This is a genomic window from Methylomonas sp. DH-1, from assembly GCF_046097555.1.
GTDB classification, from domain to species: domain Bacteria; phylum Pseudomonadota; class Gammaproteobacteria; order Methylococcales; family Methylomonadaceae; genus Methylomonas; species Methylomonas koyamae.
The window spans coordinates 3111701-3132976 of the sequence record NZ_CP143089.1 but is presented as its reverse complement, the minus strand read 5'-3'; the positions used below and the strand labels follow the sequence as shown (position 1 = coordinate 3132976).

At 57.8% G+C, this 21276-nt stretch carries 14 protein-coding genes and 1 pseudogene; 7 read left to right on the top strand and 8 right to left on the bottom strand.

The annotated features are described in order from the left end of the window. Window positions 1-18: 18 nt before the first annotated feature. The 3 genes and pseudogenes from VXJ35_RS14280 to VXJ35_RS14270 all read right to left on the bottom strand — a co-directional run bounded on the left by VXJ35_RS14280 (window position 19) and on the right by VXJ35_RS14270 (window position 3983). Entirely contained in the window at window positions 19-1794 is a 1776-nt protein-coding gene (locus tag VXJ35_RS14280; RefSeq protein WP_064022078.1) for an ATP-binding protein, read from the bottom strand. A 219-nt stretch (window positions 1795-2013) separates the two neighbouring features. Further along, a complete protein-coding gene (locus tag VXJ35_RS14275) occupies window positions 2014-2526 on the bottom strand; it encodes a hypothetical protein (protein ID WP_064022077.1) in 513 nt (170 codons plus the stop codon). A gap of 477 nt (window positions 2527-3003) precedes the next feature. Next, window positions 3004-3983 (bottom strand): annotated as a pseudogene (locus VXJ35_RS14270) (IS5 family transposase). 212 nt (window positions 3984-4195) lie between these two features. Here VXJ35_RS14270 and VXJ35_RS14265 point away from each other — a divergent pair. From VXJ35_RS14265 to VXJ35_RS14255, 3 genes are all read left to right on the top strand, one after another. After that, a complete protein-coding gene (locus tag VXJ35_RS14265) occupies window positions 4196-6094 on the top strand; it encodes a GspE/PulE family protein (protein WP_064022076.1) in 1899 nt (632 codons plus the stop codon). Window positions 6095-6113: 19 nt separating this feature from the next. Continuing rightward, entirely contained in the window at window positions 6114-6950 is an 837-nt protein-coding gene (locus tag VXJ35_RS14260; RefSeq protein WP_064022075.1) for an HDOD domain-containing protein, read from the top strand. Window positions 6951-7050: 100 nt separating this feature from the next. Further along, a complete protein-coding gene (locus VXJ35_RS14255) occupies window positions 7051-8580 on the top strand; it encodes a hypothetical protein (protein ID WP_064022074.1) in 1530 nt (509 codons plus the stop codon). Between the two features lie 124 nt (window positions 8581-8704). Here VXJ35_RS14255 and gpmI read toward each other — a convergent pair whose 3' ends face one another. Together gpmI and VXJ35_RS14245 are read right to left on the bottom strand one after the other, a co-directional pair. After that, entirely contained in the window at window positions 8705-10348 is a 1644-nt protein-coding gene (gpmI, locus tag VXJ35_RS14250; protein WP_064022073.1) for a 2,3-bisphosphoglycerate-independent phosphoglycerate mutase, read from the bottom strand. A gap of 348 nt (window positions 10349-10696) precedes the next feature. Then, window positions 10697-11794: an IS5 family transposase gene (locus VXJ35_RS14245; protein WP_064022072.1), complete on the bottom strand. Its 1098-nt coding sequence runs from the start codon at window positions 11792-11794 to the stop codon at window positions 10697-10699. 305 nt (window positions 11795-12099) lie between these two features. Here VXJ35_RS14245 and VXJ35_RS14240 point away from each other — a divergent pair, with 305 nt between their 5' ends. From VXJ35_RS14240 to map (VXJ35_RS14230), 3 genes are all read left to right on the top strand, one after another. Next, on the top strand, window positions 12100-12456 hold the full coding sequence (locus tag VXJ35_RS14240) for a hypothetical protein (RefSeq protein WP_064022071.1): 357 nt from the start codon (window positions 12100-12102) through the stop codon (window positions 12454-12456). A gap of 560 nt (window positions 12457-13016) precedes the next feature. Beyond that, on the top strand, window positions 13017-13763 hold the full coding sequence (gene map, locus VXJ35_RS14235) for a type I methionyl aminopeptidase (RefSeq protein ID WP_064022070.1): 747 nt from the start codon (window positions 13017-13019) through the stop codon (window positions 13761-13763). 828 nt (window positions 13764-14591) lie between these two features. Further along, window positions 14592-15338, top strand: a complete 747-nt coding sequence (gene map, locus VXJ35_RS14230; protein WP_064022069.1) for a type I methionyl aminopeptidase — start codon at window positions 14592-14594, stop codon at window positions 15336-15338. 459 nt (window positions 15339-15797) lie between these two features. Here the strand turns inward: map (VXJ35_RS14230) and VXJ35_RS14225 are convergent, their stop codons facing one another. Continuing rightward, entirely contained in the window at window positions 15798-16019 is a 222-nt protein-coding gene (locus tag VXJ35_RS14225) for a hypothetical protein (protein ID WP_157198188.1), read from the bottom strand. Window positions 16020-16056: 37 nt separating this feature from the next. Beyond that, window positions 16057-16911 (bottom strand): ribonuclease T2 family protein, encoded by an 855-nt coding sequence (locus VXJ35_RS14220; RefSeq protein WP_064022067.1) that lies wholly within the window; start codon window positions 16909-16911, stop codon window positions 16057-16059. A gap of 306 nt (window positions 16912-17217) precedes the next feature. Here VXJ35_RS14220 and VXJ35_RS14215 point away from each other — a divergent pair, with 306 nt between their 5' ends. Then, window positions 17218-19626, top strand: coding sequence for a TonB-dependent receptor (locus VXJ35_RS14215; protein WP_064022066.1), 2409 nt, complete (start codon window positions 17218-17220; stop codon window positions 19624-19626). 12 nt (window positions 19627-19638) lie between these two features. On the opposite strand, the gene VXJ35_RS14210 is transcribed toward VXJ35_RS14215, so the two are convergent. Continuing rightward, on the bottom strand, window positions 19639-20919 hold the full coding sequence (locus VXJ35_RS14210) for an Nramp family divalent metal transporter (RefSeq protein WP_064022065.1): 1281 nt from the start codon (window positions 20917-20919) through the stop codon (window positions 19639-19641). Between the last annotated feature and the right edge of the window lie 357 nt (window positions 20920-21276).

The window sequence follows — 21276 nt, the reverse complement described above, 5'->3', positions numbered from 1 at the left end:
AGCAATATCCGGTGCGGTTTACAAGTGTTTAAGGATAGTCGGATAGTCGAAGTTTTCGACCAGTTGCGCCAGGATTTTTTGTAACGGCCGATCTAATTCGCCGATCCGATCCAGGGTTTGGGCTATTCGCGGATGTTCCAGGCTTTCCAATGCCGTGCGCAGTTCCTGGCGCAATTCCGCCGGCAAGCCGGCCAACATTTCTGCGGTCAGAGTGTCATCCTGTGCCGGGCCGGGAGTGTCGCTTCGGTAAACGAATTCGAGCCCGAGCTGTTCGGCCAGGCAGGCATAAATTTCCTCGGCCCGGTAGGGTTTGCGGATAAAGCCGTCCATGCCGGCTTGCAGCATTTCCTCGCGCTGTTCCATAAACGCCGACGCCGTGACCGCGACGATCTTGACCCGGTCGCCACCGGGTAGCTGCCTGATGGCTTGAGCGGCCTGCAGGCCGTCCATTCTCGGCATGCGCCGGTCCATCCAAATCAAATGTGGCTGCCAGCTTTGGAACAGTGCCAGCCCTTGCGCGCCGTCCTTGGCCACTTCGACCTGCATGCCGATATCGGCCATCAACTGGCCGAGCAAAAGTTGGTTTTCCAATTGGTCTTCGACGATCAAAATCCGGTATTGCGGCTGTCCGGGCGCCAGCCCGACGATTTCGCCGCTCCGGTCCGCTGCGGGAACCAGGGTTTGCGGCTCGGCCGTATCCTGTAACGGCAAGTCGATACGAAATAACGAACCCTTGCCGACGCTGCTTTCCAGCGTCAGTTGCCCGCCCATCAGTTGCACGAACTGGCGGGTGATGGTCAGCCCCAAACCGGTACCCTTGCTGTCGCCTTGTTCGCCGAGCTGGACGAAGGGCTCGAAGACATGTTCGCGCTCGGTTTCGGCGATGCCGGGGCCGGTATCTTCCACTTCGATCATCAGGTGAGTGTGGCTGTTGCGATGGCTGCCCAGGCGCAGCGTGACGCCGCCTTGTTGGGTGAATTTCAGCGCATTGCCGAGCAGGTTGATCAAAATTTGCCGTAGACGGGCTTCGTCGCCGTAAATGAAACGCGGAAACTCCGACGATTGGTCGACCAACAGCTGCAACCCTTTGTCTTGCGCCCGCACCGACATCATGTCGCCGACGTCGCGGATCAGTGCGCCGAGATCGAAGCGGGTCTGCTCCAATTGCAGCCGGCCGGACTCGATTTTTGCCATTTCCAGCACGTCGTTGATCAGATTCAGTAAATGCTCGCCGCTGCGGTTGATGATGGCCAGATTCCGCTGCTGGCTTTCCGGGAATTGCGGATCTTTTTGCACCAGGCTGGAGAAGCCGAGGATGGCATTCAGCGGCGTGCGCAGTTCGTGGCTCATATTCGCCAAAAAAATGCTTTTGGCTTTGTTGGCGGCTTCGGCCTGATCGCGGGCGCGTTGCAGTTCGGCCGGACTCGGCAGTTTCAACGCACGCGGGATTACCCACCAGATCGCAAATGAAGTGGCGACGGCAACCAGCGCCGATAGCGCTTTGACGTAAGCGTCCAGCCAATACAGCGGGAGCCAGATGGTCACCACCGATAGCAGGTGGGTCGCGGCGCAAGTCAGGATGAAGGTAATAAAAAATCCGAGGTACAACCAGCGGTAGAGCAGATCCTTACGTTTCCAGACGAAATAGGCGATGCCGACCGGGTAAGTCACGTAGGCCAACGTCATCAATGCGTCCGAACTTACTGTCAACCAGAGCAGACCGGGACTCCAGGCCAGACAGTAGCCGTGCGGCATGAAGCCCTTGATCCCGAACAAATCCACCAAGCCTTGCATGCTGCTTACCTCCCAAGTTAACAGCGGGTTGGTTTCCGAGTCCGTCTGTCGGCAGACTCGCCTGGGCGAATATTACCTTAATCGAGTTAAGGTTAGCGAGCGGCCGCCGCCGGTTGCCGTACCCGCCAATGCGGAAATGCCGGTGCGCGAGCGGGATTGCGGCGCGGCTATTGCCCAGCCAAGTCGACAGTGGACCGGGCCCGGCCGCGCCCGCCGGGTTCAGGGTTTGGCCGGCTTGTTCTGCTTTTTGACGTAATCGAAATATTTCTGCGCGGTATTGGCCGATTCGGTGCCGGCGCCGATGACCAGGCCGGTTACCAGAAAACCGAACAGGCTGCCGCCTGGGTGTTGCAGAAATCCGACCGATAGCAAATCGATTTGGCCCAGCATCGCGAACAGCGTGCCGACCAGCGACGAGAAGCAAAAAATCACGGTTTTCTTGGTGACCCAGGGCCGTTTTTGGCCCCATTTCTCGGCCACGGACTCGAACCACAAATTAAACGGCTCGATTAACTGTTGGATGGCAAAGCTGAGTAAATAAATCAAGCCGATGGCGCCGGAAAAACCGTCGATCTCGTTTTTGTTGCCGCTCGCTGCCGCTGCGGCGGGCGCAGTGCCCGGAGCCGCGGCCGATACAGCGCTGCCGGCGCCGGTGTCGCTGGCGGCGAAGACGTGGCTCGGCGCCCATGCCAGCAATAAAACCAAAATGAAACCCAATAAAACTTTGTCCATAACAACCTCCGAATTCAAAGCGTTAACAGGAATTGGCGAAACGGAACTGCGCAGCCATTCAAACGCAGAAAGGCGCGCGCTGTCCAATTAAATCGACGCCAGTTCGGTAGAGGCCGGATTTAGTGGCTAACTCCGGGTTAAATGAAGCGATGTTCGGGTTAACGGTCGATGTCGTCCCGGCATCCCCATCGGGCAGGACTGCCCGGACCCGGATGCCACGGCGGGCTAAGGTCTTTTCATACGCTTGTGCGCTGGGTTCCGGCACCCGTAACCGCGCAAAAGCGAATCCATGCCAATCGGCTATGACGTTCTTTCGACTGCTAAGGAAGCGCTGAACAAATCAAACCGCAAGCCGCGCCTTGCGACCCAAGCGTAATTTTTTACAAACATGCGCTGACGGATCGTTCAAATAGCCCCAATTCCTGCGTTTTTTATTCCCGTCTACCGTGTTTGGGCGCACGGTAGACGGATTTCGGCCTAGGCCGCCATCAACTGGCGGCGCAGCAGATACAAATTGGCCAAAGCCACCAGCCAGTTCACCTGGGCTGTGTTCTTCTCCAAGCCTCGGTAGCGAGTCTTGCGAAAGCCGAACTGGCACTTGATGATCCTAAAAATGTGCTCGACACGGGCGCGGACCGACGAATATTTTCGGTTGCGCTTACGCTGGCGGCTCGACAGGTTTTTGCCGGGCTTGCGCTTGTCGTTGACGCACCAGCTCAGTCCCAGATGCCGCGAGCCTTTTTTGTAGTCGTCGCTGGTGTAGCCGGCATCGGCAAAGATGACTTGATCGTCTTCGCGGAGCAGCTTGGGTAATTCCACGATGTCAGCCGTGTTGGCCGAGGTCACCGTTACACTGTGTACGGCCCCTGAATTGACGTCGGCGCCGACGTGGATTTTCATCCCGAAATACCACTGATTGCCTTTCTTGGTTTGATGCATGGCCGGATCGCGTGCTTGATCCTGATTCTTGGTCGAGCTCGGCGCGTGAACAATCGTGGCGTCGACCATCGTACCCTTGGAGACCAACAGGCCTTGGTTTTTCAGGTGGTCGTTGACCGTCGATAGCAGCACCTCCGTCAACTTGTGCTTCTCCAGCCAGTGACGGAAGTTGAGAATCGTGGTTTCGTCCGGCAGCGCTTCGGTAACGCTACCAAAACCGGCAAAACGCCGAATGCTCTCGATTTCATACAGTGCATCTTCCACTTGTGCCCTGTGGGTATTTGTCGGTCCGAGTAGCTGAACCATTGTTGCATGCAGTAGATACGGAGCATGCGATTCAATGCCATCGGTTGCCGGCCGCGGCGACCGCTCTGCGGATAATGCGGTTCGAGTTGGGCCAACAGTAATGTCCAGGGCACCACTTGCTCCATTTCCGCCAGAAATTTTTCCCGCCGGGTTTGGCGTTTTTTGCTGGCATATTCAAGTTCGGCAAAACTGGTTTGGGTGGGGGCATTCATCGGCTTGTCTCGGTACGATCAGATGGGGGATATTATCCCATCTCCTGACGAGGGATTTAATCAGCGCCTCCCTAGCTGGGAATAACATAACGTTGTATTGCGTGGCATAAATTAGTACCTTAGTGGTAATTTCCCGGCCGCCGACTTGCCGGCACATTCCAACCCGTGTCCAATCCGTTACGATCCCGACCGATCGCCAGTTCGAAACAATCATGAAACTCAACGACGGCAGTTCGCCCGGTTCCGGCACTAACTTCACCGAATCCTTTTTAGAGCTTTTGGTCGCCCAAGGCGCGGTCGATGCCGACAAGCTCAAATACGCCCGCCGCGTGCAAGCCAAGCTGGAATCGCCCAAGCCGATTCTGGTGGTGCTGTGCGATCTGGGCTTCGTCACGCACGAGCAGTTGGTCGAGGTGTTCCGCAACCATCCGGTAAAAGTCAAATTGGGCTTGTTTCTGGTCGAATTCGGTTTTATCGGCAACACCGATTTGCAATTGGCGCTGGCGCAGCAGCAACAGGACGCCGGCCGCAAGCGTCTGGGCGAAATCCTGGTCGAACGCAACCTGATTTCCGAAGCGAAAATGCTGGAGGTGCTGGCCGATTTGATGGGGATATCGGTGATCGACCTCAGCGTCGCCAACATCGACCAAAGCCTGATGAATAAACCGATGCTGAAAGCGGCCAACAAGCATTGTTTCCTGCCGGTCGAAAAACAAGTCGATGGCGTGTTGGTGGCCTTCGGCGATCCGCTGGACCAGTCTGCAATCGAAACGGCGCGGCACGTGCTCGGCGCTGAAGTAATTCCTGCCGTCGGCCGCTATTCGCAGATCATGCGCTTTCTGCTGAATTACGAACGCAATAGCCGGTCCGACAAAGCCGCCGTCGGCGAGCAGTCCGCCGTCAGCTTGGTCAACCAGATTTTCGAGGATGCGATCCGCCAATCGGCCAGCGATATCCATATCGAACCGTTGGAACACAAGCTGCGCATCCGTTTCCGCATCGACGGCATGATGGTGCACTTCCGGGATTTTCCGATAGAGATGGCCCAGGCTTTGATCAGCCGGATCAAGGTCATGGCCGGTGCCGACATCGCCGAAAAGCGCCGGCACCAGGATGGCCGGGTGTTGTTCGAGCAAGTCGCCACCAACCACGTGGTCGACATGCGGGCGTCGTTCTTCAGCACGATCAACGGCGAGAAAATCGTGCTGCGTTTGTTGAACCGCAAGACCGAATTGCTGGATATCCACGAAGTGGGGATGGCGCCGCTGATGTTGGAGCGGTTTGTGCAGGATTCGCTGGACGTACCGACCGGCGTCGTCATCATCACCGGGCCGACCGGTTCCGGCAAAACCACGACGCTGTACAGTGCGGTCGATTATTTGAACGGTCCGGAAGTCAGTATCGTTTCGGCCGAGGACCCGGTCGAATACGTGATCGACGGCGTCGCCCAGTGTTCGATCAATCCTAAGATCAATCTGACTTACGAAGAGACCTTGCGCCATATCGTGCGCCAGGACCCGGACATCATCGTGCTCGGCGAAATCCGCGACCGCTTCTCGGCCGATACGGCGATCCAGGCGGCGTTGACCGGCCACAAGGTGCTGACCACGTTTCATACCGAAGACAGCATCGGCGGCCTGTTAAGGCTGCTGAATATGGAAATCGAGGCTTTTCTGATCTCGTCGACCGTGGTATCGGTGGTCGCCCAACGCCTGTTGCGCCGGGTCTGCCGCCATTGCGCGGAGCCGTTCCAACCCGACCCGGCCTTGCTGCGGCGCTTGAATCTGACGGCGGACGATATGGTCGGCGCCCATTTCATGTTCGGCAAGGGTTGCGACAAATGCCGCTTCACCGGTTACTCGGGACGGGTCTGCGTGTTCGAATTGCTGTCGATGAACGAGTTGGTCAAAGATGCGATCCTGCAGCGCAAGACTTCCTACGAAATCCGCCGGGTCAGCCTGGAAACCGCCGGCTTGGTGACCCTGGTCGAAGACGGTTTGGTCAAGGCCGCCGCCGGTATGACTTCGTTGCAAGAGGTGGTGCGCAATCTGCCGCGTTTCGGCAAACCCCGCCCGCTGTACGAGCTGCGCCGTTTGTTGGGCAGCCGATGAACTCTGTTAATAAAATGCCATGAGCGAAAAATCACTGACCGTTTTAATCGACGAATCCATCGCCAGCGGCGCCGGCGCATTGCCGGTGTTTCCGCGTGCCGTCACCGAGCTGCGCCAAGCCTTGCAAGACGAAAACCGTTCGCTGGATGCCATCGCCAAACAACTGGCGATGGACGCCAGCCTGGCCAGCCAGATTTTGCGGGTGGCCAATTCCTCGTTTTATGCCGGCTTGAGTACGGTCAACACGGTCAAGGATGCCGTCGTCCGTCTCGGGCTGCCGCGTATCGTCCAGATCGCGACGTTGGTGATGCAGAAGGGCATGTTTACCGCCAAAGACGCCGCTACCCAGCAATATATGCTCAAACTGTGGCAGCACAGCGTCGCAGTCGCATTGGGGGCGGAGTGGCTGGCAAAACGCTTGTCGTTCCATGCGATTGCCGAGGAAGCATTCATGGCCGGCCTGTTTCACGACATCGGCGAACTGCTGCTGTTGCGTTGTCTGGACGATTTGCGGGCCAAGGACCCGACACTGAATTTGCCGGAGGATTTGCAGCGTGAAGTGTTGATTCGCCAGCACGAAGCCAAGGGCGCCTGGCTGCTGCGTTCCTGGAATTTGCCGGAAGTGTATTGCCGCGTTGCCGAATCGCACCACCAGCCGGTCAGCGAGGAAACCGGTACCGTCGAGTTGGTGGTGCGGGTGGCCGATATGGTGGCTTACAAGTTGGGTATCGCCGCCCGGCCGCAGCCGGATTTGGTGGTATCGAGCAGCGAGGAAGCGGCCCGGCTCGGTTTGTCGGAAATCGCGCTGGCCGAATTGGAAATCGCGCTGGAAGATTCGTTGGCCCTGTCGGCCTGAAACGCCGACACGGTCGCTAACCAAGGCGGCTTTGCATTAGAATGCGCGATAGCCCGCGGATGAGGCCGCGGCTCCATCTCTCTACCAACCCGTAGGAACAATGACCATCGAATTTCTGATTAATTTTGCGATTCAGTTGCTGGGTGCCGCCGCCGCTGCGGTACTGGCCTATCGCTCGTTTCAAAAGCGGCGGATCCAGCTCGGTGCGGAACCGACCCTGCCGCAATATTTCATCCGCCGCAGCACGTACTGGACCGGAATCGGCTTGTACTGTGCGTTGATGGCGGCTTTGTTTTGTTTGCTGACTTGGCAATGGCTGCCGCTGGAGCCGTTGGTGACCTTGATTGTCAGCCATTTGCGGGCCGGCAGCCTGGTCGAACTGCTGTCCGGTTTGGACGGCAATAAGCTGTTGCCGCTGATCGCCGCCGGCACCATACTGTTTTTGATCGCGTGGGAAAGTGCGTTCAACCCGCTGCTGATTTTGCGCGATAGCATTCACGATGCGTTTGCGATTCCGACCAAAGCGGTCGAAGTCTACAACGCCTTGATCAAATCCCGGCTGTCGGCGGTGGACGACAAAATCAAGGGCCAAATCGCCGACCGCCTGCTGGTACAAAGCGTAGACGCCGGCGATTTCGACAAGGCCGGCGCCACGGTCGAATACAAATGGGCCCATAACAGCCTGTTGTTCGACCGCATCCAGCATTACGCCGACCAGTCGTCGTACCGGCGGCTGTTCAGCGAACCGTCGTTGAAATGGGGTGAAATCTGCATTTCCTACAACGCAATGTCGGAAAAGGTCGCGGTGTGGAAGGAAGCCGAGCCGCACTACACCAAGACCGTCAATTTATTGAAGGACCTGGACCGGCTCAGCGGTTTGCTGTGTCGATTGCTGGCCGCGCTGGTCGTATTCGGCAGCGCCAACGAGAACGAGATCTGGGCCACCGTCAAGGAATTGGGCGGAAACGTGCACGAGGCGCGGCTGAAGCATACCTACAAGTACTTGCTGATTTTCGCGGCGGCGACGGCGTTCGGCGTGATTTTGGGGCGCGAGGTGTCGGTGGCGCTGCACAACGTGTTTCTGTTTCCGGACAAGCCGTTGCCGCATTTCAGTTATACCACCTTGCGCTGGATCGCCTATTCGATTGCGATTTACGTGCTGCCCATCGCGCTGGTGTTCGTGTTGCGCAGCGTCGCCTTCCGCCACCAGCAGGAACCGGCCGACCGCTACTACGGTTTTTACATGGCGATGATGTTCGTCGGCTTCGTGGTCAGTACCTCGATTTCGACCTTCATCCTGGAATTGACCTTTTACCACCGCGACGATTTCAAGTTTCTGGACAGCTTCCTCGACCATGCCCGTTGGGGCATCATGCCGGCGCTGATCAGCGGTTTCGTCGCCTACCGGATGGATGCGCCGGCCAGCGATGCGGAAACCCTGAGCCAAACCGCCATCGCCGCCGCGTTGCGCTTTCTGGCCTGGGGCGGGATCGCCGTGATTTTCATGCTGTATGCGACCGACGATCTGGCGCTGGAGAAACTGAATCTGCGCTTTACTCTGGTCGGTACGGCTTTCTTCGTCACCGGCTTGTTGGGGGCCGCGGCCCGGTTCAAGACGGCAACCGACTAATCGACAAAAAGGGCCGGAATTCCGGCCCTTTTCATTTGCGCGTGGCTAAGCTCGGCAGCTTATCCAACGCTATGGCTGCCGCTGCGGGGCACAACGGCTGGCCCGCAGCGATTGGCGCCGAGTCTTATGCCGGCTCGATCAAACTCGGATCGTAATCTTCCGGCGCCTCGTAGCCCAACAAATTCAACACCGTCGCGGCAATGTTGGACAAACCCGGCGCCGCCAGATCGCTGCGCAGTTTGTAGGCCGGATCGGCCTCGCCGGACACCAAAACGAACGGCACCGGATTCAGCGTGTGCGAGGTCTTGGCCTTGGTCCGGCCTTCGGCGTCGCGGGTGACGTTGCCTTTCTTGTCCAGCTCGTACATTTCGTCGGCGTTGCCGTGGTCGGCAGTGATTAGCGCCACGCCGCCGGCTTCGATAATCGCCGGAATCAAGCGTGCCAATTGCAAATCCAGACCCTGCATCGCGGTGACCGCCGCTTCGAAATTGCCGGTGTGGCCGACCATGTCGCCGTTGGCGTAGTTGACCCGCAGATATTTGTATTGGCCGCTACGGATCGCAGCGATCAGCGCGTCGGTGATTTCGGCGCATTTCATCCATGGCCGTTGCTCGAACGGCACCACATCGCTGGGGATTTCAACATAGGTTTCCAACGCGTCGTCGAATTTGCCGGAGCGGTTGCCGTTCCAGAAATAAGTGACGTGGCCGTATTTTTGGGTTTCGCTGATCGCGTATTGCGCCACGCCGTTTTTGGCCAGGTATTCGCCCATGGTCCGACTGATTGCCGGCGGTTCCACCAAAAAGCGCGGCGGCAATTTGGTGTCGCCGTCGTATTGCATCATGCCGGCGTAGGTGACTTTCGGCAGCAGGCCGCGCTGGAACGGACAGAAGGTTTCTTCGGTGAAGGCGCGGGAAATCTCGATGGCGCGGTCGCCGCGGAAATTAAAAAACACCATGGCATCGCCGTCGCCGATTTTACCCAGCGGCTGGCCGTCTTTGGCAACGACGAAGCCTGGCAAGTCCTGGTCGATCACGCCCAGTTCGTTGCGGTAGGTCTCGATGGCTTCGTGGGCGCTGGCAAACTGGCGGCCTTCGCCTTTGACGTGGATGTCCCAGCCGCGCTGCACCATGCTCCAATCCGCTTCGTAGCGGTCCATCGTGATTTTCATCCGGCCGCCGCCGGACGCGATGGCCACGTCGAAATCGGCGCTACGCAGGCCGTCCAGATAGGCTTCGAACGGATCGACGTAATCCAAAGCAGAGGTTTCGCCGACGTCGCGGCCGTCGAGCAGGATGTGCAGCCGAACCTTGCCGACGCCTTCCTGTTTGGCGCGTTCGATCATCGCTGTCAGATGGTCGATGTGGGAATGCACGTTGCCGTCGGAAAACAACCCCAAAAAGTGCAGCGTGCCGCCCTGTTTAGCGGTGGCGACCACTTCCTGCCAAGCGTGGCCTTGCCACAGATGGCCGCTGGCGATGGATTCGGCGACCAGTTTCGCGCCCTGGGCGAACACGCGGCCGGCGCCGATGGCGTTGTGGCCGACCTCGCTATTGCCCATGTCTTCGTCGCTGGGCATGCCGACGGCCTTACCGTGCGCCAATAATTTCGTCATCGGAAAGTTTGTCATCAGCTTGTCCAGCATCGGCGTGCGCGCGGCTTTGACCGCATCGCCGTCGTCGCGCGGCGAAATGCCGACGCCGTCCAGCACGATAGTGACGACCGGGCCGGGGCAAGGGGAGAATCGGGAAGATTTTACTAATTTCATACTGTTGTCGGATCGATGGAAAAAAGAAACCGGTTGGAATAGGGTGCCCGGCGTCATGCCGGGCTAGCCGTTTGCCGAACGATACCGCTCCAGCAAACAAGCCGGATATGGTAACTCCGATAGCGCTATCAAGGAAATCGGGAAGGGGATGATGGCTGCTGGGTTGGTGCGAGTGTCGGTTTAGCAGGCTGGTGAAAAACCCACCGATATTTCCCCTTACCCACGGTTTCCGTGATTTTTTCGTGTTGAAATCGGTCATGACATCGAGTTTCAACCGTTTTGCCCCTGTTTCAAGGGCTTTTTATTCGCCTGAAGCCGTCTGTGGACGGTTTTCAGGCGCACTTCGCCCTAGGTGGGCGCACTCCACGCCGGTTTCGGCGTGAACACCAATAGGTTGAGCAAGCGCGTCAGGTTGTAGGCGGCAAAGCAAAACAAGGCCTGACCTGCGACTTTGGCTAAGCCGATGTGGCGGGTTTTGCGCAGGCCCCCGACGGTCTTGATCCAGCCGAAGGCTTCTTCGACGATTTTGCGGCGCTTGAGGCTTTGGGCATAGCCTTTGCCGCGAGCGGTGCGGCCATCGACGGCACTGCCGGTCTTTTTCCGGGCCACATGGGCTTTGATGTCTTGCGCCTTGAGTCCGTTGACGAAAGCCGGTTGGTCATAGCCTTTGTCGGCACCGACGCTACCGCCTTTGGGCACACGGCGTTTGATCATTGTTTGCGCGGCTTCGATTTCGGCGGTGCCGGTGGCTTGGGTGGTTTCGACATCGACAATCAGGCCGTTGCGATTCTCGGACAAGGCATGGGTGATGTAACGCAGTTTGGCCTCGGTGTATTCGCCTTTCTTGTAGAGCCGCGCTTCCGGGTCTGTCGTGCTTTGGTGGGTGGCGTTGCTGCGCTTTTCGCCGCTGAAGTCGACCTCGGGATTGCGGCCGGCGGGTTTGTCCGGGCCGCTGCCGTCTTTCTTAACGAAGCTTTTGTGCGAGGCCCAGGCTTCAATGAGGCTGCCGTCGACACTGAAGTGTTCGTCGGACACCAGGTTTTGCCATTCGGCTATGGCCAGTACCCGCTCAAAAAATTCGCGACTCAGCGCTTCGGACAGCAGCCGTTCGCGGTTGGCGCTGAACACGCTGCGTTCCCAGACAGCATCGTCGATGCCCAGACCGACAAACCAGCGAAACAGCAGGTTGTAGTCCAGCTGTTCCATCAACTGGCGTTCGCTACGAACGGTGTACAGCACTTGCAACAGCAAGGCGCGCAGCAGTTTTTCGGGCGCAATCGACGGGCGGCCAGTATGGGAGTAGCATTCGGCAAAGACCGCATCCATAGAGGCCAATACGCCATCGACGAGTAGCCGTAAACGACGCAACGGATGCTGTTTGGGAATACGGTCTTCCAGGCTAACGTAGCTGAACCAGCTATTTTGAATGGCATCGTGTCCGCGCATGGAGGGCTTCTCCAATTTAGATGCGCTATTTTACTTGTTTGCTGAGGCTATGCGCCTTGATGACTGCAGCTTTGGGAGTTTTTCACCAGCCTGTTAGGGCAGCGAATGGCGAAATTGGACCCGTTGCGGACTATCGCCCGATCTGATTCAATGGCAGCAGTCCGGCCGTTAACGGTCATTATTGCTCCGCCGAAGGGTATACAGAAAGGAATACCATATGCTGATCGATAAATTATCGTGTCGAAGATTATTTTGCGGTGGATATACAGATCTTTCTAATAACTAGTTAGGCACCAAAATTAAGCATGAAAAATATTTACGAACTGATAGAACTAATAAGCACGCGTACTGCAATGTATACGGGAGAGTGCAAGTTATCTAATGTTCGTTCATTTTTGGATGGGTATACTTTTGCGGTTGAGAATGAAACAACCCTAATAGATTTTCTGAGCAATTTTCAGGGGTTTCATGACTGGGTTGCAAAGAAATTCGGCTTTTATGAATCTACTGCTGGTTGGCAAAACATGATCCTAGCAATCGAAATAGGTTTATCGCCAACAAATATCAAATGGGAAGGATATTCGTGTAATGTTACAGAAGAGCAGCATAGATCATCTGTTATTAGATTTTTTGAATTGGTAAAGGAGTACAAAAATGCCTAACGATTGCGTCAACGTGACCGGTTTTCCGCTGGCGCTTCAAACCGGCCCGTTACGCTGGCGTTAAACATTGCAATGCATCCACTCGACGACGCCGATCTGCACGCAGGTTTGACTGGCCTTGAGCTTGCGACTGAATCAGTCGACCTCGGGGATGGTGTTCTTCTCGCCCCTACGCATGCCAAATTTCTGACGCCACTGACACTTTTCTGGTTCCCACGTGCTACGTGGGAACCCTCAGCTTGCCCGCGCTGCGGTGCTATTCGCCGCAGCGCGGCGAATCTGAATTACCACGCGGCGCGTGGTAACTAGGGAGCCAGCATTCTCCCTTACTTTGCTTTCTTCACAAGGCTCCACATGACTATCCAAACCCAGCACGACATCGTCGGCCTGAAACGTATCGGCCGAATAGTTTCTGGTTCCCACGTGCTACGTGGGAACCCTCAGCTTGCCCGCGCTGCGGTGCAATTCGCCGCAGCGCGGCGAATCTGAATTACCACGCGGCGCGTGGTAATTAGGGAGCCAGAATCCTCCCTTACTTTCCTTTCTTCACAAGGCTCCACATGATTATCCAAACTCAGCACGACATCGTCGGCCTAAAACGTATCGGCCGAATAGTTTCATTGGTACTTCAGCGCATGCTTGATGCAGCAGAACCCGGAATTACCACTCGGGAGCTCGACATGCTTGGCGAACGGTTGCTAGGAGAGCATGGCGCCCGCTCAGCTCCCAAGCTGACATATAACTTCCCCGGAACGACCTGCATCAGCATTAACGAACAGGCCGCGCACGGAATTCCCGGCGGTCGAATAGTTAGAGCTGGCGATGTTCTGAACATCGATGTTTCCGCGGAGTTGGACGGATATTTCGCCGATACCGGCGGAACCACTATCGTTCCCCCTACAACTCCTCAGAAGACCCGCCTATGCCACGCTACTCGCGTAGCTCTGGCGGAAGCGATGAAAAGAGCAAGAGTCGGTCAGCCGATCAACGGGATCGGTGCCGCCATAGAGCGTACAGCGAAGGCTTATGGCTTCAAGGTCATTGAGAATCTCGGCAGCCATGGGGTCGGCCGTGCGCTGCACGAGGAGCCCGAGCACATTGCGGGCTACTTCGACCCGGCTGACAAGCGTATTCTTCAGGAAGGAATGGTGATTACGATTGAACCGTTCCTGTCGACGAAGAGCCGCGTCGTAACTGAAACGGCAGATGGCTGGACGCTCGCTGGCGTACGCGGAAATCTTTCAGCGCAGTACGAGCACACAATGGTCATTACGAAGGGAGCGCCCATAGTTGTCACGCAGCACTAGATGTTTGGGGCCTAATCCTTCGTCCCAGCCGACCGCCGCTGCGGTGCAATTCGCCGCAGCCGGGGGAGGGCAAGGCGCGCTGCGTATTTTGGCCGGATAAACAATACTGATTTGGAGCAACTATCCGGCTTTAATGGCTTGTTCAACAATTCGCTGGCTACCGCGAAACTTGGTGAGGGGTTCCCTCCCGTTATTCCGCCCCGAGCATCGCAGATTTTGACGAGATTAGCCCGAAGGGGCGATGCATGGATGCATCGCGTTTTCCGCAGGGGCTGGGAAGCCCCTTCGGAAAACCCTCGGCAAAATCGAGAAGCGCAGGATTAGGGCGGAATGCCGGGTGTCGTTTCTTTTGGATACTTTTCTTTGGACAAGCAAAGAAAAGTATTCCGCTTGCCGGTGCGGGAACCGGCATTAAAAAGCATCCGTCGCGATAGCGACACCATTTTCTGGTTCCCACGTGCTAAGTGGGAACCCTCGGCTTGCCCGCGCCGCGGTGCTATTCGCCGCAGCGCGGCGAATCTGAATTACCACGCGGCGCGTGGTAACTAGGAAAACTAGGAAACGACACTGTATAGCGAAGCGTAAGCCAACATGTCGGCTGGAGCGCCGTAGGCCGGAATAAGCGACAGCGTTTCCGGCAAACCTCGACTCGCCGGAAACGCCCAAACCCTGTATATTTTCTGGTTCCCACGTGCTACGTGGGAACCCTCGGCTTGCCCGCGCCGCGGTGCAATTCGCCGCAGCGCGGCGAATCTGAATTACCACGCGGCGCGTGGTAACTAGGGAGCCAGAATCCTCCCTTACTTTCCTTTCTTCACAAGGCTCCACATGACTATCCAAACTCAGCACGACATTGTCGGCCTGAAACGTATCGGCCGAATAGTTTCATTGGTACTTCAGCGCATGCTTGATGCCGCAGAACCCGGAATTACCACTCGGGAACTCGACATGCTTGGCGAACGGTTGCTAGGAGAGCATGGCGCCCGGTCGGCTCCCAAGCTGACATATAACTTCCCCGGAACGACCTGCATCAGCATTAACGAACAGGCCGCGCACGGAATTCCCGGCGGTCGAATAGTTAGAGCTGGCGATGTTCTGAACATCGATGTTTCCGCGGAGTTGGACGGATATTTCGCCGATACCGGCGGAACCACTATCGTTCCCCCTACAACTCCTCAGAAGACCCGCCTATGCCACGCTACTCGCGTAGCTCTGGCGGAAGCGATGAAAAGAGCAAGAGTCGGTCAGCCGATCAACGGGATCGGTGCCGCCATAGAGCGTACAGCGAAGGCTTATGGCTTCAAGGTCATTGAGAATCTCGGCAGCCATGGGGTCGGCCGTGCGCTGCACGAGGAGCCCGAGCACATTGCGGGCTACTTCGACCCGGCTGACAAGCGTATTCTTCAGGAAGGAATGGTGATTACGATTGAACCGTTCCTGTCGACGAAGAGCCGCGTCGTAACTGAAACGGCAGATGGCTGGACGCTCGCTGGCGTACGCGGAAATCTTTCAGCGCAGTACGAGCACACAATGGTCATTACGAAGGGAGCGCCCATAGTTGTCACGCAGCACTAGATGTTTGGGGCCTAATCCTTCGTCCCAGCCGACCGCCGCTGCGGTGCAATTCGCCGCAGCCGGGGGAGGGCAAGGCGCGCTGCGTATTTTGGCCGGATAAACAATACTGATTTGGAGCAACTATCCGGCTTTAATGGCTTGTTCAACAATTCGCTGGCTACCGCGAAACTTGGTGAGGGGTTCCCTCCCGTTATTCCGCCCCGAGCATCGCAGATTTTGACGAGATTAGCCCGAAGGGGCGATGCATGGATGCATCGCGTTTTCCGCAGGGGCGGGAAGCCCCTTCGGAAAACCCTCGGCAAAATCGAGAAGCGCAGGATTAGGGCGGAATGCCGGGTGTCGTTTCTTTTGGATACTTTTCTTTGGACAAGCAAAGAAAAGTATTCCGCTTGCCGGTGCGGGAACCGGCATTAAAAAGCATCCGTCGCGATAGCGACACCATTTTCTGGTTCCCACGTGCTACGTGGGAACCCTCGGCTTGCCCGCGCCGCGGTTGCTATTCGCCGCAGCGCGGCGAATCTGAATTACCACGCGGCGCGTGGTAACTAGGAAATCGCCGTTCGAACCGCCGCCGTTTTGGTCGCCGGGACGGGGGCAGGCGAAGGCGGCGAAATTGCGGTCGTAGCAGACCTGCCATTCGTTAGTTCCGTAGGCCGGAATAAGCGGCAGCGTTTCCGGCAAACCTCGGCTCGCCGGAAACGCCAAAAACCCGTATATATCAAGGCGCCTTTTCCCAGCCGGCCGCAAGCGCTTGTTGGGCCGTGTCGAAGCAGCGTTCGCCTTTGCTGAAGTCGATTACCACGCCGGCATAGCCAGGATGCGAGCGGTCGAAGTAGAGTTTGCGGTTCTTGCCGGAGATGTTGCCTTTGATCGGACAGGCGCCGCTATCGCCGTTCGAATCGCCGCCGCCGTTGTGGCCGCCGGGACGGGGGCAGGCGAAGGCGGCGAAATTGCGGTCGTAGCAGACCCGCCATTCCTTAGTTTTGTTGTCGAAGTAGACGCTGTCCTCAGACAGTTGCGGATTGTTTTGCGCGAACCAGGCTTTGCCTTTGGTTTCGTTGGTGATTTGTTGGTTAGGCAGGTGCAGCGCGCTATGCAGCGCCAGCGCTTTGTCGAAATAAGCCTGCGGCGTGCGCAAATTTTGGTCGATCATGCAGGTGCCGTGGTTCTCGTATTCGTGTTGCAACAGCCAGGCGCTGGGCGTCATGCACAAATATTTCGCCATCAACGCGCGGTCGATTTTGGGCTGGTCGCCGGCGCAGGCTCGCGGGTAGTCGTTGGGTTTGGCCAGCGTGCCTTGCGGCCACAAACCGTGCAGGATGTAACCGAAACGGGCTTTGCTGCCGCATTGCAGATAGTCTTTTTGGCCGGGGCCGCGTTTCTCGCCTTTCTCGGCGCAGTAGCGCGGCGCCCAGGAGTAGGACAATACGTAAAATTCGGACGGCCGGTCTTGCACGGCGTCGGCGACCTCGTTGTAGGCCTGGTAAGTGTCTTTCGGGTCGACGCAGTCGGCACGGGCAGTGAGGGCCGCGAGCGTCAGGCAAATACAGGCAAGCAGGTTGGTTCCGGACATGGGGGCGCTCCTGATTATGGTTTTAGGTATAAGCCGGCAGCGCAGCACGACGCGCGCTAGGTCGATTATGCCGTAGAGGCCGCGACAATTTGAAGACTTTTTCCCGCCCAAAGGTTGGGCTGAAGTGATTTACCCGCACCTATCTAGCCGGGCGTTCCGTGCGGGGCAAGTTGTCGCAGCCGGATACGGCTAGCCGCTTGGCAGCAGAATTTAACGCCGGGCCAATGTGGATTTTTGCGCCGATTCCGTCTTTACCGTTACCAGCCGCAGTGCGGCCCCGTAACCGAGACGAAATCAGGAGTGTTCATGTCCCACGCAACGTATTGCCGTTCGCTTATTATCTGCCGTTCGCTAGTCGCGTCGGTGGCCCTGGCATTGGCCCCGGCGGCGCAGGCGGAAAACGTCGGCGCCAAACATTATTTCGACATTCCGGCCCAAGCTTTAAACCAGGCGTTGTTGCAGTTCGGCAAGCAGAGCCGGCAGCCCTTGATTTACGGCACCGACGTCGCCGAGCATTGGCGTAGCCGGGCGGTGCAAGGCGACTATACCGACGCCGAAGCGCTGAATCTGCTGTTGGCCGATTCGCCGCTGCGGGCGCAGACCACCGGCGACGGCACCGTGACGATCCAGCCGCGGCCGGCGGAATTGCACAATCAAACCCACCCGGAGCTGATGCCGGCGATGACCGTGGTCGGCAAGCCGGTCTATGCCTGGAACGCGCCGGACAATCCGGATTACAACCGGCCCAACGCGACCACGGCCACCAAGACCGACACGCCGGTGATGGAAACGCCGATCTCGATCCAGATCGTGCCGAAAGCGGTGTTGGCCGACAAACAGACCATGACCTTGCCGGACGCCGTCAACGGCCACGTCAGCGGCGTGTTGGGGCGTACCGGCGGCGGTTATCTGTACGACAACTTCGTGATCCGCGGTTTGGCCGGCTCCGGCTTCGGCGACGCCTACCGCAACGGTCTGTTCAACCGCCAAGACATTTACGATATCGCCAACATCGAACAAATCGAAATTCTGAAAGGGCCGGCGGCGATGCTGTACGGCCGGATCGAGCCGGGCGGTTTGGTCAATTACGTGACCAAGAAACCGCTGGATACCGCGTATTACTCGTTGCAGCAGCAGTTCGGTTCCTTCGACCAGTACCGCACCTTGCTCGACGCCACCGGCCCGCTCGATGCCGGCAAGACCTTACTATACCGGTTGAATGCGTCGTATACCGACCAACAATCGTTTCGCGATTTCGTCGGCAACCAGCGCTTTTTCGTCGCCCCCAGCTTGACCTGGCGGCCGAATGCCCGTTTCGAAACCAACGTCGATCTGGAATACAAACACGATCAATTCAATGCCGATTACGGCATTCCGGCCATCAACGGCCGGCCGGCGCCGATTCCGATCACCCGCAATCTGAAGGACGGCTTCCACCGCCAAACCCTGGAAAGCACCTCGGTTGCGGTGGATTGGACCTACCGTTTCAACGACGACTGGAAAATTACCCAGCGTTATTTGTTCAAGGACTGGAGCTTGAGCGGGCCGACCTTGTTCAACTTCGCCGGACTGCGTGCCGATTTGCGCACGCTGGACCGAGTGGCGTCGAAAGGAGTGCAGGACGTCATGACCCATTCCGGCAATATCGACCTGAACGGCAAGTTCGAAATATTCGGCAGCAAACATAATCTGCTGGTCGGCTTCGACGGCTTCCATGCCTTGACCAACGCCCATTCCGCGCAAGCGCCGACCGCGCCGATCGACATTTACGCGCCGGTCTACGGCCAAGTCGATTTCGATGCGTTGGCCAGAGAGAACGCCTTCTTTTACCGGCGCGAATCCTGGGCCGGCGCCTATCTACAGGACCAGATCACCTTGTTCGACCGGTTGCACATTTTACTGGGCGGCCGTTACGACAGCGTTACCACCGGCGCGAATTTTTCGCCGGTCTCGTTGCCCGCAGCCGAATTGGGGCGCAGACCCGCCAACGACGACGCCTTCAGCCCGCGGGCCGGGCTGTTGTACCGGGCGCAGGATTGGCTGTCGCTGTACGGCAGTTACAGCGAATCGTTCAGCGCGAATAACGGCGTCAGCGCCAGCGGCGAGAAATTCGACCCGCAACGCGGCAAGCAATACGAATTGGGGATTAAAACCGAGTCGGCGGACCAGCGTTTTTCGTCGACGTTGGCGTTCTTCTATTTGACCAAGAGCAATATGTTGACCGACGACCCGAACCGGGCCGATCCCAATTTCCAAATCCTGGCGGGACAAATCAGAAGCCGCGGGATCGAGTTCGATCTGGCCGGGCAGGTCACCGACCGGCTGCATTTGTTGGGGACCTATGCGTATACCCAGGTCAATTACACCCAGGATTTCGACGGGCTGCAAGGCCACAGGCTGGAGAACGTGCCGCGCCACCAGGGCAGCCTGTGGGGCACTTGGCAGTTTAACCAGGCCTTCAAGGCCGGGCTAGGCGCGGTTGCGGTCGGGCCGCGGCCGGGAGATTCCGACAACAGCTACATGCTGCCCGGTTACGTGCGCTTGGATGCGATGGCGGCTTATACCCACAAAGTTGGCGAACACCGTTTGACCGCCCAGTTGAACATCAACAACCTGTTGGACAAGGAATACTACGCCAACTCGGCCGGCAGCAATCTCGGCGTGATCCCCGGCGCGCCGATCAATGTATTGGGTTCGTTGAAATACGAGTTTTAAACCGGTTGGCCGTTACCAGCTGGCGCGTAGATACAGCAGCGCCAGCAGCAGATACACGACAAAGCTCAATGCCAGCAGCCAGGGCCGGCCCTTGGGTTGGGCCCAGGCCGGCAGGTGCGGAGGCAATAGCCGGTAATTCAACAGATATAAAGCCAGCGGAAACATGATGGTGCCGGCGAAGCCGATCACGGCGCTGGTCAGAATCAATGGCCCCGGCGCGTCGAGCAGCATGGTAAACGAGGTGATTACGGTCAGCAGCGCCAGAAACAGGTAATACCAGCGCCGGGCCGGCCAACGCTGGGCCTTGGAAAACAGCGTCAATACGATATCGGCTTGAATCCGGCTGACCGCGTCGGCCGTTGCCAGCCAGGTATCGGTCAAAAACGCCGCGGCTACCACCAGAAACAATAGCCGGCCGATTTCGCCCCAACTGACGGCAAAGAACTGGCTTTGCACGACGGCCAATTCGTATTCCTGCGGCAGCAAGCCTTTCGGGAACAGCAGCGCGTAGGCCAGCAGGCAGGTCATCAATGTGGTCAACAGATTGCCGACGATGCCGACCAGGATGTCCGCGCTCAAAAACCGGCGCCAGGATTTCCAGTTTTGCGCGCTGCGTTCGGCATCTGCCGGTAAAAAACCGTCGCTGAGCACCGCTTCCTCGGCGCCGCCCAGGCCGGTGATGCGGCCGACCAAGCCGGCCATGCCGGCGCCCTTGTCGCGCAGCCAGTACGAGTAAAACAATATCCAGAAGCCGCCGAGGCCGGCGAAGGTGATGGCGGTCAGCAATTTGCTGGCGTCTTGGTTATCCCAAGGCCGGGGCATGTCGCCGACCGGGCCGAACAGGCCCTGGCCGAATTCCGGCAAGGCTTTCAATACGTCGGCTTGCAGGCAGGCCGACAACAGGCCGACTACGGTGACGACGGCAACCAACTTCATGAAGCGTTCGATCAGGGTATAGACCACGCCGCTGGCCAGAATCGCCGTAACGAATACCGCAATCGAGACATAGCCCCAGAACAGACTTTGCCCGCGCTGGCTCCAGCCCTGCGGCCAATGGGTCAGCTCGGCCATCGCCGTGCCGCCGGCCGAGGCAAACGCGCCGAACCATAAAAACGACACGGTCATCAGCAGCCACAAAAACACGCCGAAGCCGCGGTTCAAGCGGATGAAGCCGTGAAAAATGCTTTCGCCGGTCAACAGCGTGTAGCGGCCGATTTCCAGGTTCAACGGGTATTGCAGCAAACAGGCCGGCGCCAACAGCCACAGAAAAGTCAGGCCGTATTTGGCGACCATACATATACGGCCACCAGATTAGTTCGCCGCTGCCCTGGGCCAGCGCCATCCACACCACGCCGGGCCCCAAGGCGGCCCACCAGCCGGGAAACGCCGGGACGTTGTGGCGGGGCAGGTCGGCAAGGGCTTTGTTTTTCATCGTGTTGACTATCGGTGCGGGCTAAAAACCGCCCATTTCCGCAAATTTGCCGGGATTTGGCAAATCTCGCATACCGCGCCGGCTTGCCGGGCTCGGTCTTTACGCTTTTTTTACGCCCGCCTGCTTAGAATTCGTCGGCGATAGCCGCGGAAAAATTAAGGCGGATGGCGCGCCGGGGTTAGCGGAACGGTCCGCTTGTTCGGATCGGTTGCAAAGCA

Coding starts and splice junctions, on each gene's coding strand:
- VXJ35_RS14280 (WP_064022078.1), bottom strand. CDS start 1,794: ATGCAAGGCTTGGTGGATTTGTTCGGGATCAAGGGCTTCATGCCGCAC.
- VXJ35_RS14275 (WP_064022077.1), bottom strand. CDS start 2,526: ATGGACAAAGTTTTATTGGGTTTCATTTTGGTTTTATTGCTGGCATGG.
- VXJ35_RS14265 (WP_064022076.1), top strand. CDS start 4,196: ATGAAACTCAACGACGGCAGTTCGCCCGGTTCCGGCACTAACTTCACC.
- VXJ35_RS14260 (WP_064022075.1), top strand. CDS start 6,114: ATGAGCGAAAAATCACTGACCGTTTTAATCGACGAATCCATCGCCAGC.
- VXJ35_RS14255 (WP_064022074.1), top strand. CDS start 7,051: ATGACCATCGAATTTCTGATTAATTTTGCGATTCAGTTGCTGGGTGCC.
- gpmI (WP_064022073.1), bottom strand. CDS start 10,348: ATGAAATTAGTAAAATCTTCCCGATTCTCCCCTTGCCCCGGCCCGGTC.
- VXJ35_RS14245 (WP_064022072.1), bottom strand. CDS start 11,794: ATGCGCGGACACGATGCCATTCAAAATAGCTGGTTCAGCTACGTTAGC.
- VXJ35_RS14240 (WP_064022071.1), top strand. CDS start 12,100: ATGAAAAATATTTACGAACTGATAGAACTAATAAGCACGCGTACTGCA.
- map (WP_064022070.1), top strand. CDS start 13,017: ATGATTATCCAAACTCAGCACGACATCGTCGGCCTAAAACGTATCGGC.
- map (WP_064022069.1), top strand. CDS start 14,592: ATGACTATCCAAACTCAGCACGACATTGTCGGCCTGAAACGTATCGGC.
- VXJ35_RS14220 (WP_064022067.1), bottom strand. CDS start 16,911: ATGTCCGGAACCAACCTGCTTGCCTGTATTTGCCTGACGCTCGCGGCC.
- VXJ35_RS14215 (WP_064022066.1), top strand. CDS start 17,218: ATGTCCCACGCAACGTATTGCCGTTCGCTTATTATCTGCCGTTCGCTA.
- VXJ35_RS14210 (WP_064022065.1), bottom strand. CDS start 20,919: ATGGTCGCCAAATACGGCCTGACTTTTCTGTGGCTGTTGGCGCCGGCC.